Source organism: Nostoc sp. UIC 10890, from assembly GCF_054786515.1.
The window spans coordinates 4,629,611-4,644,142 of the sequence record NZ_JBSGKF010000001.1 but is presented as its reverse complement, the minus strand read 5'-3'; the positions used below and the strand labels follow the sequence as shown (position 1 = coordinate 4,644,142).

At 42.0% G+C, this 14,532-nt stretch carries 14 protein-coding genes; 5 read left to right on the top strand and 9 right to left on the bottom strand.

What is annotated here, in order from left to right:
- Positions 1–1,231 precede the first annotated feature (1,231 nt).
- Together ACWATR_RS19285 and ACWATR_RS19280 are read right to left on the bottom strand one after the other, a co-directional pair.
- The gene (locus tag ACWATR_RS19285) at positions 1,232–2,857 is read right to left on the bottom strand and encodes a DUF6930 domain-containing protein (protein ID WP_460335759.1); all 1,626 of its coding nucleotides are present in this window, start codon (positions 2,855–2,857) and stop codon (positions 1,232–1,234) included.
- A gap of 54 nt (positions 2,858–2,911) precedes the next feature.
- Entirely contained in the window at positions 2,912–3,073 is a 162-nt protein-coding gene (locus ACWATR_RS19280; protein WP_460335756.1) for a hypothetical protein, read from the bottom strand.
- A 402-nt stretch (positions 3,074–3,475) separates the two neighbouring features.
- On the opposite strand from ACWATR_RS19280, the gene ACWATR_RS19275 reads away from it, so the two are divergent.
- The 3 genes from ACWATR_RS19275 to ACWATR_RS19265 all read left to right on the top strand — a co-directional run bounded on the left by ACWATR_RS19275 (position 3,476) and on the right by ACWATR_RS19265 (position 4,740).
- A complete protein-coding gene (locus ACWATR_RS19275) occupies positions 3,476–3,832 on the top strand; it encodes an iron-sulfur cluster assembly accessory protein (protein WP_069072802.1) in 357 nt (118 codons plus the stop codon).
- A gap of 92 nt (positions 3,833–3,924) precedes the next feature.
- Positions 3,925–4,347: a tetratricopeptide repeat protein gene (locus ACWATR_RS19270; protein WP_069072803.1), complete on the top strand. Its 423-nt coding sequence runs from the start codon at positions 3,925–3,927 to the stop codon at positions 4,345–4,347.
- A gap of 147 nt (positions 4,348–4,494) precedes the next feature.
- Entirely contained in the window at positions 4,495–4,740 is a 246-nt protein-coding gene (locus ACWATR_RS19265; RefSeq protein WP_181928257.1) for a hypothetical protein, read from the top strand.
- 131 nt (positions 4,741–4,871) lie between these two features.
- On the opposite strand, the gene thyD is transcribed toward ACWATR_RS19265, so the two are convergent.
- Positions 4,872–5,792, bottom strand: coding sequence for a thylakoid membrane protein ThyD (gene thyD / locus ACWATR_RS19260; protein WP_460335752.1), 921 nt, complete (start codon positions 5,790–5,792; stop codon positions 4,872–4,874).
- Positions 5,793–6,157: 365 nt separating this feature from the next.
- On the opposite strand from thyD, the gene ACWATR_RS19255 reads away from it, so the two are divergent.
- Positions 6,158–6,505 carry a hypothetical protein gene (locus ACWATR_RS19255; protein WP_181928255.1) on the top strand — a complete coding sequence of 116 codons (348 nt, stop codon included), beginning with the start codon at positions 6,158–6,160 and terminating at the stop codon, positions 6,503–6,505.
- A 72-nt stretch (positions 6,506–6,577) separates the two neighbouring features.
- Here the strand turns inward: ACWATR_RS19255 and ACWATR_RS19250 are convergent, their stop codons facing one another.
- From ACWATR_RS19250 to ACWATR_RS19225, 6 genes are all read right to left on the bottom strand, one after another.
- Positions 6,578–7,018, bottom strand: a complete 441-nt coding sequence (locus ACWATR_RS19250; RefSeq protein ID WP_069072807.1) for an FHA domain-containing protein — start codon at positions 7,016–7,018, stop codon at positions 6,578–6,580.
- Between the two features lie 275 nt (positions 7,019–7,293).
- On the bottom strand, positions 7,294–9,801 hold the full coding sequence (locus ACWATR_RS19245) for a heavy metal translocating P-type ATPase (RefSeq protein ID WP_460335749.1): 2,508 nt from the start codon (positions 9,799–9,801) through the stop codon (positions 7,294–7,296).
- A 391-nt stretch (positions 9,802–10,192) separates the two neighbouring features.
- The gene (locus tag ACWATR_RS19240; RefSeq protein ID WP_460340526.1) at positions 10,193–10,276 is read right to left on the bottom strand and encodes a hypothetical protein; all 84 of its coding nucleotides are present in this window, start codon (positions 10,274–10,276) and stop codon (positions 10,193–10,195) included.
- A 296-nt stretch (positions 10,277–10,572) separates the two neighbouring features.
- Positions 10,573–10,839: a TM2 domain-containing protein gene (locus tag ACWATR_RS19235; RefSeq protein ID WP_460335746.1), complete on the bottom strand. Its 267-nt coding sequence runs from the start codon at positions 10,837–10,839 to the stop codon at positions 10,573–10,575.
- A 427-nt stretch (positions 10,840–11,266) separates the two neighbouring features.
- A complete protein-coding gene (locus ACWATR_RS19230; protein ID WP_460335743.1) occupies positions 11,267–11,542 on the bottom strand; it encodes a TM2 domain-containing protein in 276 nt (91 codons plus the stop codon).
- A gap of 555 nt (positions 11,543–12,097) precedes the next feature.
- Positions 12,098–13,672, bottom strand: a complete 1,575-nt coding sequence (locus tag ACWATR_RS19225) for a lysostaphin resistance A-like protein (RefSeq protein ID WP_460335740.1) — start codon at positions 13,670–13,672, stop codon at positions 12,098–12,100.
- Between the two features lie 113 nt (positions 13,673–13,785).
- On the opposite strand from ACWATR_RS19225, the gene ACWATR_RS19220 reads away from it, so the two are divergent.
- Entirely contained in the window at positions 13,786–14,484 is a 699-nt protein-coding gene (locus tag ACWATR_RS19220; protein ID WP_460335737.1) for a Uma2 family endonuclease, read from the top strand.
- The last annotated feature ends 48 nt before the right edge of the window (positions 14,485–14,532 follow it).

The window sequence follows — 14,532 nt, the reverse complement described above, 5'->3', positions numbered from 1 at the left end:
TCCCTCTAGCGATATAGTTTGATTTCAACCCAGAGATTTTTTCCATTGTTTGTATTCATCTATCTAGAGGTTAAAAAATCATTTTTAGCCAATTATGTAGCTAAAAAATGGACAATAAACCTTCTTATTAGATTTAAACCAAGAGATAAATTATCGGCAAAAAACTATTGATTTACAAGCATTTTGTATTTGGTAAGTATACCTGTAAAAATAATTGTATATTTCAATCTTTTTTGCTGGTGTGTTTATTATAGCCATTATTTACGCACTTTAAATAATCTTCATTTAGAGACTAAATAATCTCATTTTTATCCTTTATAAAAAAATTACAAAGAAAAAGATATACATTTGAACCTTTGCTTAATGATATTGATATATAACAAGATGCTAAACTCCAAAACTTCTAAAAAAAAATATTCCGATATCTAAGGGTGTCAGCGAGGTTTGCTTAAACCAAACTTTGCAGATATTTTTTCAGGAGTCCGTAGTTATTTATACTGAAAACATCGCAGTAAAATAACTGGAAAACGATGAAAATATAGGTACTTCATGAAATTTAGGTAAAGTTAACTTCTAACCATTGGTCGCCTAAAACACCATTTCAATAATCAAAAACCTAACTCCTTCACCTTCCTCGTTATCTGGCTCCGACAGGTAAGGTGTACACAAAGGTTCTATTCCCGTCTGCATAAAACTGGAGACAGAGCCGACAGAGCGTCTCTAACTTAATTCCCAGGCTGAGACTGGGAAAAAGTCTCAGACCCATAAATCAGTGTTCTAATATAGGACTCCTATTTGGTTTTTGAAAAAATTCAGTACAACTTGAAGAGGCTTGCTGCCTGGATGAAAAAGAATGCTGAACGGAGCAGGAGACGCTCTAATACCAATATGCAACACATAGATAATAAGCTTCCCCAACCCTACCCTTACTTTGGGAGGATGCGCGTCGTGCGGATGGGGTTATTCGTCCAAACATTTTTTAATTTGGTATAACTCTGGTTAAAAGACCACTTACAAGAGATAAGCTATCTACAAATGCGATAATCCTGAGTACTTTTACTTCACTCAACACCAGTAGGTAAAAAGAAGAGGGGTAAATTTTAAAAGGTAAAGCCTTTCCCTTTTCCCCTCCCAAGTGCAGTTTCAGTTAACATGTAAATCAAATACACATTAACTTAATTTCTCATACCCATAATTTGAGATTAAGGATTGCAGGAATTGGTGCAACTATTCAAAGTTTAAGTTGGGGCATCAGTTGGAGAGTGCCAATACCTAAATCTTTTGGTGAAAGCGATCGCGCTTCAAACAAAGCCATCATATCTCGTAACTGAGGATTACCACGGGAAGCTCCCGTTAGTCCTTTGGCAATAATTAAGCCACAGTAGCCCTTAGTATTTTTACACCGTTGATTCCATTTCTTTCGGGCTTCTACATGAATCGGATCTTCGTCTAAAAATTCACCGAATAGGAACAATTCGCCATTTTGAGTTTGTAATAAACCCAGATCGTAGCGATCGCCATCGAAGGGGTCGGCACCTGGATTAAAGCAAATTGCTCTCAATCCACCTGCTGTTTCAATTCTTTCAATTACAGTCTTCGCCTTGGGCCGAGAAGTTTGAATTAAAATCACCGGCAAACCATCACCCACGTGTTTGATTTCACCAGCCGGATGGTAGCTGACTCCCTTACGCAGGTGTTCCAACATTTCCCAAGACACCACACCTAAGCTAAGGAAGGAATCTTCTGGTATCAAGTCATCTTGCAATGATTGGAAATTAGGGTTGTCAATCTCTTGATCATCAACACCAAAGCCTGCCATTTCCTCTAATTCTGCTGCTAACTGCGGCATGGTAGAGACTGTCACAGGTACAGATTTAGTTGATTCTTCCGACTGTGGCAGAGCAATCCGATAGCGACGGCTGAGGGTAGGGAAGATATCTTCATGAAGCGGGCGACGGTGATCGCGAAGAAAACGGATCAGGCTTTCGATCGCAACCAAGATTACCAATGCTTCTTCGTCATACAAAACAGAACGTAGTCCTTCTAAGGGGTGGATATTACCGAAGGTGGGGTCAATTTCTGATAATGGCAGATCGGCCAAATCTTCTTCATCCTCATCTTCATCATCTTCATCAGCAGTCTCAAAAGTGAGAAACAGGCAATCTTGCTTAAGGAATGCTTCTTCTAGATGCTCCGTTGATTCTTCATCTCTTAAAACTGCGGCACGAAACTGTTTTAAAGACTCTTCTGAGCGATAAAACAAAATTCCATACTCCATTCCCAGCATTCCCATGATTGAGGCGTAGAGTGTGCCAACATCCCACTTATTAATTTCAATGGACAAAATTTGCTGTTCTTCCAAAAATTCCCAAGGTGCTGCTTGCCAAATTGCAAATGCTTTCTCTCGCAAGATTTGTGCATACTGTGGGGGTAAGTCGGGCGTTTGACTATCGAGGATGTCGGCGAATCCACGAAATAGTTCATCAATTAAAGGCAGTTCTGGTGCGTAATCAATGGCAATATCCAAATCTTGTAGCACTCCCCGCAGGTAAAACTGGATCTCGCGGTCTTTGACTACAATTCTTTGGGGTCTGGCAGGTCTTGCCGGACTCTGGGGATGCTCCATTGCTTGCATTAAGGTGCGAACAATTGCTTCTGGGCCGATATCTGAAGCTACCACGTCCATTCCTCGGACAACACCTTGGGAGTAATCTACCCAAAGAATGCATTCTCCCTTTGCCTCTGAGTCTGAGAACTGGTTTGGTGATGACAACGGACGGCGATCGCCCTCCCATACAGAAGGAATTTGAGTTAATTTCTTCAACCGACGACTGGTAGAGCGATTAAAACTTGTCATAGAGATCAAAAGAAGCAATTTGGAAGTAAACTTTGGGAGATAGCTAGCCTCAGATTAAATTTTTATGGCTGCACCTGAAGGTGGTTGCTTTTCAGGTTGCCACAAGGCTTGAACTTCAAAAATACCGAATGTTTCAGGAGGCAGGAGTAACCCATATTTAAAAGCGTGAGACTTAGGCTGTGGACAACGATGCCAAATAATCCATTTGGAATGCATCCTAGACTCTCTCTAGGAGACACTGCGCGTAGCTTACTTCCTTGTAGAAGAAGGGGAGACGCCAATAGAGAAGACTAGATCGGCTACGAATGTATTTTCCGCTATATGTCTCGATACAATTCATCTTTTTAAAATGAATCTTATACCGAGAATTAAAACTTTCATTCATAATTATTTCCTCCTGCCTCTTGCCTCTTGCCTCCTGCCTTCTCGTATAAACATACTGAGTCTCTCAATTCTAGAATAAAAATTTTTGGCTGCTTTTAACGGAGTGTTTACAATTTGGCATCTAGCGGCTTAGATGCCGCTAGAATGAATACAAAAACACCAAGGGCAACCTACAGGCATTAACAAGCTGATATAGGGTAAAGCTTAAACTAAGTTAAGGAGTTGAAAAAGCAGATGACACAAGCAATTCAGGCTCAACAACGCGGAATTCTGTTGAGCGAAGCCGCATTGAAGCAGGTAAAATCCCTCCGGGACAAGCAAGGCACAGACTTCTGCTTACGGGTAGGAGTCCGTCAGGGTGGCTGTTCTGGGATGTCTTACATGATGGACTTTGAAGACACTAGCAAGATCACCCCTCAGGATGAAGTTTTTGACTATGATGGCTTCAAAATTGTCAGCGATCGCAAGAGCCTGTTATATCTCTACGGTTTAATGCTCGATTATAGCGATGCCATGATTGGCGGTGGCTTCCAATTTACTAACCCCAATGCCAGCCAAACTTGTGGTTGCGGTAAGTCATTTGGGGTGTAATATTGTCATTTGTCATTTGTCCTTTGTCTTTTGTCCTTCACAAATGACCAATGACTAATGACTAATGACTAATGACCAATGACTAATGACAAATGACTAATACAGTTGAATCCCTGTTTGATACAGGTTTAGAACGCTATAAAGCTGGAGAATCAGTAGAATCTTTAATCCCTGTGTTTAAAGAAGTATGCGATCGCGCTCCTAAAACTAGTGCTGCTTGGATTTGTTTAGCGTGGTTGTATCTACTCGATAGCAAACCCAACTTGGCATATAAAGCCGCACAAAAGGCAGTCAAGTTAAACCCACAAGATCCACAAGCTAGAATCAATCTCGCCTTAGCAATGCTAGAAACGGGTCAAAAAGGTTTGCGAGAACACATTGACATAGCACAGCAGTTGATATTTGTCAATGAAGAATGGAGTGATGAAATAAAAAATAGTATTGAAGACGGTTTAAGTAGAAAACCAGATTGGCAGAGTTTGACAAAAGTCAAAAATTGGCTGTTTGAAAAATGATGATTGGGGACTGGGGACTAGGGACTAGGGACTAGGGATTAGGGGGAATTTATTGAAGTAAGTCTCTAAATTGTCTCTTCCCAATCCCCAATCCCCATTCCCCATTCCCCATTTCCCATTCCCCATTTCCCATTCCCCAATTCAATCATGAAAGATAAATTGTTAAATTGGCTAAACATGGTTTTAGTCGCAGATGTTTTTTTGGTTTTGTTTGGCTTTGGCTGGTTAGCGATCGCTGCGATCGGTGATGCTGTGGGAATAAACCTGGGTTTGGATTTGTGGCATCAACTGTGGCAACCTGTGTTTAACCCAGCAATTGGTATCCTCATGGGCGGTGCTATTCTTAGCGGTATTATCAGTTGGGTTTCCAGGAAATTTCTCTCTAGTCAATAGTCAAGAGACTGGGGACTAGGGACTAGGGACTGGATACTGGGGAATAGGGAATAGGGAATAGGGAACAGAGAACAGGGAAAAGTTTTTAAATGCCCAATGCCCAATGCCCAATCCCCAATCCCCACTCCCTTTTAATTAAGAATTTGTGTTAATGCGGATTGCAAATTAGGATATTTGTACTCAAAACCTGTTTCTAACGTGCGTTTTGGGATGACTTGCTGACCTTCTAAAACTACTATAGCCCCGTCTCCTAAAAGGGCTTCGATCGCAAAAGCAGGAACAGGCAACCAAGAAGGGCGATTCATAACTTGTCCCAAAGTGTGGCTTAAATCTGCCATCCGAACTGGTTTAGGGGCGGTTGCATTATATACGCCTTCTATTTCCGGTTTAGTTAAAGCTTCCAGAATCAGGCTAACTAAATCGTCTACGTGAATCCATGAGAACCACTGCCGACCACTACCAATAGGCCCACCAGCGAAGAGTTTGAAAGGTGGAATCATTTTACCTAAAGCACCACCATTGCCCAGAACAATCCCAAAACGTAGAATTACCAGGCGGACACCAGCATCTTTTACCTTTCTCGCTTCAGCTTCCCAGGCTTGGCAGACTTGGGCAAGAAAATCGTTACCAGATAGATTTGTTTCGTCAAAGATTGCCGTTTCACTGGTGCCGTAGTAGCCAATGGCTGAAGCATTAATTAACACAGTTGGTTTGGGGTTAGCGTTGGCTATTGCTTCAACTACTTTTTGTGTACCAAACTTCCGACTATTGAGGATTTCTTGTTTCCGTTCTGGTGTCCAGCGTCCTTCACCAATAGGTTCTCCTGCCAAATTAACTACGCCATCACAACTAGCAATGACACTTTGCCAAGAACCAGATGCATTTGGTGTATAGGCAACAATTTCGAAATTGGGGAAAGCCTCAGATGGAAAAACCTTTTGAGCAAAGGTGGTATTCCGAGTTAATACTACTATTTTGTGACCTTTTCCGTGGAGTCGTTGTACCAAACGGCTACCAACAAATCCTGTTGCTCCAGTAATTGCGACTTTCATTTTCTACCTCAGCCAAACCTTTATTGTAAAGTTTTTGATCAAACTTTCAGCTTACCAAAGAAGGCAGGGGGCAGGAGGAGAACTGCCCTTTGTTTCCTACCGCGACCAGACGAGTCTTGGGTTTAAGACCCATTCCAAAATCTCTGCCACAGGTGTCCTGCAATCAGTGTAGGTCTGAAGCCTACACTGCCTTCTGCCTTCTGCCTTCTGCCTTCTGCCTCCTGCCTTCTTCACAAAATTGGGTAAACTGTATATCTTGGTAATGCCTAACCTCAAAACTCAAAAACTTTGCTTTTATAATGACTTTCCGTTTAGATGCTTCGGTATTATAGGATGGACGGAGTGTTGCAAGGCGTGGGGCTATTATGGCTCGCTATACCTGTTCATTTATTGTTTCTGTTCCTAGTGACCATCTGTTGCCGTTACTTGTAGAACTTCTACAGGACTGTCAGTTGGATATTCAATACAATACGGCCGATTACATTATCGCTCGTGAGGTTCCTGGAAATGTTCCTTTTCCTAAATTGGTAACAGTAGAAGTACTGATTGATAAATCAAAATCTACTGAAGCAGAAACCCGGATGAGTATTGTGCTTAAAAATGAAGAACTACCACTCCAACTAGATAATTACTGCCGACAAATGTTTGAATTTATCAAGCAGGCTATTGAAAATAGCCGCCATTGGCATTTGATTGAAAGTCTTGCAGGATAGCTTTGGTAGTTGAATTGACACTCCCACAGCTTTAAGTTGCGGGAATGTCAAACTTTGATTGGTAGTTATAATTCAGTCTTCTATATCCTCTAAATCCTCGGCCATACCGGGGTTTATTAGTGTAATATCGTACTCGCTCGAATCCGTTTGTCCCAAACGCTGAGTGTTTCTTAAAAGGTAATAAATGGCACGTACTTGAGGCCCAAAAACGATCTCGTCTTCATTTCTGAGATCGTGAGATGGTATCTTGCGTCCATTAATCATTAAACCGTTAGAACTAGACTTACCTTTAGCATCGCCATCTACAATCCGGTAATAGTAGCTATGACTATTATGCTCACGTGGCAATCTCACTAATGTGGCATGGCGTCGGGAGACAAACTGCGACATCAAACGGATATTACATTCGCGATCTCTACCAATAGAGTAGACGGGTTGCTCCAGAGAAAATTCTTTGCGACCTTGATCGTCTTCAATAATCAGTAGATGGTTTTCATTATTTTCTGCTGCCATTGACAAATTTGTGAAACTGTGATTCAAGATTTTTTAGTATCGTATTTTTTCATTTTCGCGCACCATAAGTATGTGGTGCCGGTCTAAATAAGCTTTAAAATTGCATGATACCTTGAAAGAGTAGAACATATCCGTTCTACTCCAGTAGCTATCATAGCTTTGGTAAGTGTCTTAAAAAGCTTTTTGGGCTGCGTAAAAACTGAATACGACTCAGTTTAACTTTATATGGGAATAACCAAGATTTGTGCTTGGAAATTTACCTGTAAAAGAGTATTCTACGAGTGATGAGCTAATCGCCTTAATAATATTGAGTTTGTGACGACGCTAACAGAGCTAAAAGCCATTAGTGCAGCTGCACCAGATGGGTTAAGGACAAAACCCAGACTAGGGAACAAAACACCTGCTGCTAAAGGAATGCCAACAGTATTATATGCAAAAGCCCAGAATAAATTTTGGCGGATTTTGTTGAAGGTGGCGCGACTAAGCTGAATAGATTCGACGACATCATTTAAGCGATCGCGCATTAGGATAATTTCAGCAGTTTCCATCGCCACATCTGTCCCTGAGTGTAAAGCAATTCCTACATCTGCTTGCGATAAAGCTGGAGCATCGTTGATTCCATCTCCTACCATTGCCACAACGGATTGGGGATTGGGGATTGGGGATTGTGGTGCCCCCTCTGGGGATAAGGGGTGATGGGGATTGGGAAGAATTTTTCCTAGTCCCCAGTCCCTAGTCCCCAGTCCCTCTTTCTGGAGAGACTGTATTGCGGCCGCTTTTTTGGCTGGGGGGACACCTGCTATTACATCAACGCTATCTATTCCTAGTTGTTTGGCTATGGCGCTAGCTGCTTCTTTGCGATCGCCACTGAGCAACATTACCCGTAATCCCATCTGACGTAATTTGTCTACGGTAGAACGGGCATCTGGTCTGAGGGTATCAGAAACAGCAATTAGTCCGGCCAAATTTCCTCCAACTGCTACGCAAACGACTGTTTTACCATCTGTTGCTAAATCCTGTGCTACCTGCTGTGCGGTTTCACTACTTGAAATACCGTGCCAACTCAACCAGTCCCAGTTACCCAAGAGTACAACTCTACCCTCCACCACAGCAGACACCCCTAATCCTGGTTCTGTGTGAAAATCCACAGCATTTGGAATAGATAACTGTTGCCGTTGTGCTTCTTGCTGAATCGCTTTTGCTAGAGGGTGGTGAGTACCGCTTTCTACGGCTGCTGCTAGTTGTATTAGGGATTGGGAATTTTCAGTCCCCATTTCCTCAATTAACAGACAATCTGTGACGATGGGATTACCTGTGGTCAAAGTGCCGGTTTTATCAAATACTACGGTGTCTAACTGGTGTACTCTTTCTAAAACGTCGCCGCCTTTAATTAATAAACCCCGTTCTGCGCCCATAGCAGTCCCGACAAGAATGGCTGTTGGGGTGGCAAGTCCCAAAGCACAGGGACAGGCGACTACCATAACTGCGATCGCTAGTTTTAAACTAATTAATAAAGGGGAGTGGGGAGTGGGGAGTGGGGAGTGGTGAGCATTATGTGTAGCGTGGCTCATCATTTCCATGCCACCAGACATGGTGATATCAGTCCAGATGTGAGTACCGAAAAAGTACCAAAATACAAATGTCAATATGGATGCTGTCAGTACACCGTAGGTAAAGTAACCAGCTACCGTATCTGCTAATTTTTGTACTGGTGCTTTCCGAGTTTGGGCGGCTTCTACTAGGGTGACAATTTGAGCTAGAGTTGTATCACTTCCAATACGGGTTGCCTGAATAGCGATCGCTCCTGACTGGTTTAGTGTGCCCCCTGTCACCGTATCTCCAGGTTGCTTAATTACTGGTACGGCTTCCCCAGTTAGCATTGACTCATCAACCGTTGTTTGACCAACCATCAATTCACCATCAACGGGGATTTTATCACCTGGCAGCACTTGTAACCATTCACCAACACGCACCTGTTCAGCGGGAATTTCTACACTAGAAGACCCCACCCCTCCTTTCTCTGGGTTGGCAATCAATCGCGCTACTTGTGGCTGGAGTGCTAGTAATTTCCTAAATGCGGCAGCGGCGCGACCTCTAGCTTGTTGTTCTAATGTCCTTCCCAAAAGAATAAAGCCCAGCATCATTACTGGTTCATCAAAGAAACACTCCCAACCCAATTGTGGAAAGAGTAGCGCTACCAAACTAGCAATGTAGGCTGTCAGCGTTCCTAATCCCACCAGAGTGTTCATGTTAGGTGCATTTCGCCGCCAGCCCAGCCAACCATCGACTAAAATCGGGCGACCGGGAATTAATAGTGCCACTGTCGCCAATCCACAGTGAAACCAGATGTTATTCAGCACTGGCAGCACTGAGCTACCAAGATTACCAAAATGCCCACTTCCCGACAATATTAGCAACATTGCTGCGATCGCCAACTGCCTAAAAGAAGATCGCATTTCTCGGCGTTGTCTTTCTGCTGGGTCTGGTAAGGTAGATATTTCGCCTGCGACTGTGCCGCTAGCTTTTCGGGGTTGAGTTGGGAATCCAACGGCTGTTAATTTCTCTGCCAGTGCATTTACATCTACTGCACCAACTTCTGACTCTACAACAGCTACCTCTGTGGCCAGGTTCACACAAGCACTCTTGACTCCTGGATGTTGGGTTAGCTGTCGCTCTACTGCATTCACACACCCAGCACACTTCATACCCCCAACATCGAGAATAATTTTCTCTAAGATTGGGTCAAGTTCTGGGGCTAGCTTAGTTTTCGGGACAAGTTGCATGGCAAGTGTTTAGATTCGCTACAGAAATTCAACGCCTGACTAAAAGCGTCTCTAATTTGAGCGTAGGCTAAATATGGAACTACGACTGTATGTCAACCCTATTAAATTTCTTAATTTATCGTACTCTGCTGAGGGTCACTGACGGCTCCATCGTAGGTAAGTTACATAAACAATAGCTCCAACCTGCATTGGCATAAGTACAATTAGGCTTTTCCAAAAATTGTGAATTTCCAAATTAGACATAGCGCTGAAATAGCCCAAGCCCAACAATAAGAAGAATATCCAGATTAGCTGTTTACGTTTGATAGTTGGCATAGAAGTAAGATTGAGAATTTTTTAGAAAAAATTTCTAGTAATACTTAGAAATACTGTACAAAAGACACAATAAATTTTAAATTTTCTGCCACTGCTTGAACCAAATTTCTTGGGAAATAGCCATAAAAGAGCAAGTCACGCCACAAGTTTGACATGAAATTCCAGTTAAATTCCGTATTGGGCAAACTAAGAATCCTACTCTATAACCTTGGTGATCAAAATATAGAATTTCCTAATCATACAAGGAACATCATAGTCTCCTATCGAATAGCAAGGAGGGGTTCTTGTATCTCACCCAAGTGAGAACGGCTACAAGTACCAAGTAGGGGTGTACAGGAAAATCCTAGTAAACCCCAGCGAACTAATTTCCCTTGGGATGAAAAAAGATTAAAGAGATAATTCAAACACCAATGAACATTGAATTAAAACGGCAAACAAAACTTCAGAGGCAGGTAATCAAAACCAGCCTTTCTTTTCGACAATGTAAGCATTGAGGAATTGTTCATCAGTCTTAGTTAAGTAGATGATACCCTCAACCAAACCGATAATCCCCATTATTGCCCCACCCAAACCAAATGTAAGTAGGGTAACAAGCAGCATGATCAGACCTTCAGTATTGTAACCAAGAATAAACTTGTGAACACCTAAAGCTCCTAACAAAATAGCGCAGATGCCAGCTGCAACTTTTTTGCTGTTAGTATCACTGGGGCTGATATTAGACACTATGAGTCATACTCCTCAACTATAAATGACAGCCTCAATTTTAATGTAATTATTCTTACTTGGCATCTCCATATCTCTCGCAGTAATAAATTGTCAAATTTTACCCAATTTAGAAGATATATAGAAATCTGGTTTTATTCGGAGAGTTTACTCACTTGGGTAGGGAACTCTTAACAGGAAATAAGGGATAGATGAGTACTGAGTCTTGTTCAAAAATCCGACAGAAGTTCTATAAATTTACACCTAATTTTTCCGCTAGATGTAAGCATTAATTGAATAATTTATAATTAAAGAATGAGTACAGAGTCAACACTAAATCAAAAATTCAATGTTAGCTCTGTACTCTGACAGGTTAAAATTATTAATTATTTTGACAAATTCGTTATATGTAACTTCACGCAATAATGCAAACGTGAAATATAAGTTTCTAAAACCAACCCTGCTTATTCACAAAGTAGGTATTTACAAATCCTTCAGGAGACTTATTCAAGTAGATCATGCCTTCAATTAAACCTACAAGTTGCATAATTAACAAGGCAATACCGTAGGTGAAAGAACCCCCAACTACGGAAATCACCAACATGATAAAGCCTTCCGAAGCGTATCCTAGAATAAACTTATGAACCCCAAATGCTCCAAGGATAATGCCACAGTAACCAGCTAGAAGTTGTTTGGTAGGGTGACTGGGGTTGAGATTTGACATAATTGAGTCCTGCTCCTTTATAAGTGAGTATAAAAATAAAGTCTTTATTGTAATGAAAGCAAGTAAATATATTTGCTTAATCAATAGATTTTTAGGTAAGACATTTATCTTGAGAAAAATGAACCTCAGTAATCAGCAAAAGCTGCTACATACACTACTTTTTACAAGTCCATCAGTATTATTTCCGGATTTTTTTGCGTAGGCGTAGCACATCATAGACACCGCTTCCAGTGGGCGTGAAACGCCATCGCATCATTACGAGACTAGTTAAATATAGAAGCGCAAGAGACATCTTCCATATCTTTCTAATCTGTTTTTAGTTGCCAATCCCTACTTCCATAAGCGCAAAACGGAATTGCAATCAAATTTATGACAGCTAAAACGGTTTGAGAAGACAATTAAAATAATTCGTAATGACGCTTGCGGACTCGCTACCGCTACGCTAACGTAATGCCGCTTTCTACGAGACGCTGCGCTAACGTAATTCGTAAATTGTCCCCACTTATGCAGATAAAAGCAAATATTTTAGTCTTAGGCAACAGTAATTCTTTTGTGCTAATTGCTACCTAAAATGAATAGACTCAACAGTGTACCACTATTCCAAAGGCTATGGAGGAGCATAGGAGCGAGGAGGTTTCGCGATCGCGTGTAAACTACCCCTAAAACGATCCCCAATGCGGTGAGGGGAAGAATTTCCGATAAGCTGAGGTGAGCGATCGCAAACAACAAACTACTAATCAGAATTGATCCCCACACGGGTAAGTAGCGAGTCAGAGAAGGTAACAAAAAGCCGCGAAATAAAATTTCTTCAAAAAATGGAGCTGCGATCGCTGCTGTAGAGAAAAATATGCCAAGTGCTACACCATCTTGACTTTCCAGCGCTAGTTGTAACAGTGGGTTACTACCACCCTGTCCTTGCCATAGCTGTTGATTGATCAAAGATACCACCACAACTATAGGTAAAGCCGCACAATAGCCTCCCAGTCCCCACAAAAACCACTTATCTTGAAAACGAAAGCGAAACCAAAATTCTGGTAGTGGAAAAAAGCGCTTAAGAGAGAAATACAGCACTGACAGCGCACCCGATGCTACCAGTAAGTAACTAACCAAAACAGAAAAAGCCTGAAGTCGCACATCAGAGACGGGACGCGGGATAGGGAGTAAGGATAGGGCTAAAGGGACAAAAATTTGCCCCATGAAGAAAAAGCCGACGACAAAAACCTGCAAAATCGTTTCACCATCCCAAGGTGTTGACCAAGGGATATCAGCATTTTGAGCTAGTAATGAGGCTTTTCCTTTTAACAAGCGTTGAGCAAATAAGAAAATCAGCAATATTAGACCACTTAAAGCTGCCAATGTAGGAATAGTGCCAATAACCGCTAATTTCAACACTGCTTGAGCAGCAGATTCTTGTTGTGCAGCTTTAACTGCTGATAAAGCATCTTGTCGTTGCTGGAGTTGGTATAGTTGAACCAAAGTAGTAGAGCGAAACCAACCTTCTAAATTCCTTTGAATTCGTTCTTGAGCATTTTGGAGCAGACGGGGAGGATTGCTCCACAGTCCACTCAATACAGCTGCGGTTTCTCCAAACTCTGGATTAATATCTGAGCGTTGTTGTAATTCGCTCCAAGTTTTGAGAGCTGTATCCGTCTGTCCTTGCTGTGCTTGTAAAATTCCCAGCCGCAGGTCTAATTCAGCTAATAATTTTTGTAATTGCTTAAAAGACTGCTCTAACTGTTGCTGTCCCTGTTTAGAGGTTTTAGTCGTGGGAGAAACATCAGGTAGAGGTTTCGGAGGTGTGGGAGTTATTTCAGGTTGAGAGCGTAATTGTGTAAGTTGATTGTTGACTTTGTCCAAATTAGCTTGAACTGATTGACGCGCCTCCTGATACTGCTTTGTAGCGCCCTCCAGGGGTTGCTCACCAAGTATTGCTTCCCGAATTCCTTGGAGATTGTCATCGCTGCTATCTTCTGATTGCCAAGCTTGAGCTTGTAAAGCAATATTGGTTTGATATAGTTCCAGGCGACTTTGAAATTGAGGTTGTTGCCAACTACTGAATAAAGAGGAAACCGCCAACAGAACTGCTATCGGCGTCAGCACAAAAATTAAAACTAACCGCTTGAGTGTCATCTATCCACCTTTGACTAACCTGTGGGGAGCGCGTCCCCCTTGGGAATTATCGCAAGAAAAAGTCAGAGGTGGATAGATATCATCAATATTATAAGTTTGCGCTTGCACCCACCATGTTAAATTACAACCCATTGCACTGCTTACCCTCCGCCGAGGATCTGCCCGATTCGGACGATGAACCTGTGGATAATCAACTACAACATTTGATTCCTGGTTTGCTAGAAGCCATATTAGCTTGGCTGTGGACAAACCGGATGGATTGGTTTTTTGGCGTTGATATGGGGATATATTACAATCCCGAATTACCGCCGATTGTGCCTGATGGGTTTTTAAGTTTAGGAGTCGAGCGAGTTTTTGATGAGAACTTGCGTTTAAGTTATGTGTTGTGGGAAGAAAAGGTGATGCCGATTATGGCATTAGAAGTTGTTTCTCACAGACGGCGTGGAAAATACACCAGCAAAAAGAAACTTTATGCTGAGATGGAGATTTTGTATTATGTTGTTTACAATCCCCAACGCCGGAGAAAACCACCTTTAGAAGTTTATCGCTTTGTAAATGGTGAATATGTATTGCAGCCAGGAAATCTCGTTTGGTTGTCAGAGATAGGTTTAGCAATTGGTTATGAACGGGGAACCTATCAGGGAATTACGCGGGATTGGTTGTATTGGTATGACACACAAGGAGTCAGATATTTAACACCAGAAGAACGAGCGATCGCTGCCGAAGAACGCGCTATCACTGCTGAAGAACGCGCTCAAAGACTGGCAGAAGAGTTGCGAAAGTTGGGGATAGATCCAGATTCTTTGAGTTGATTTTGTGGAGTGCGATCGTACTTAAGTTTAGGTTGTAGTTGTAAGCTA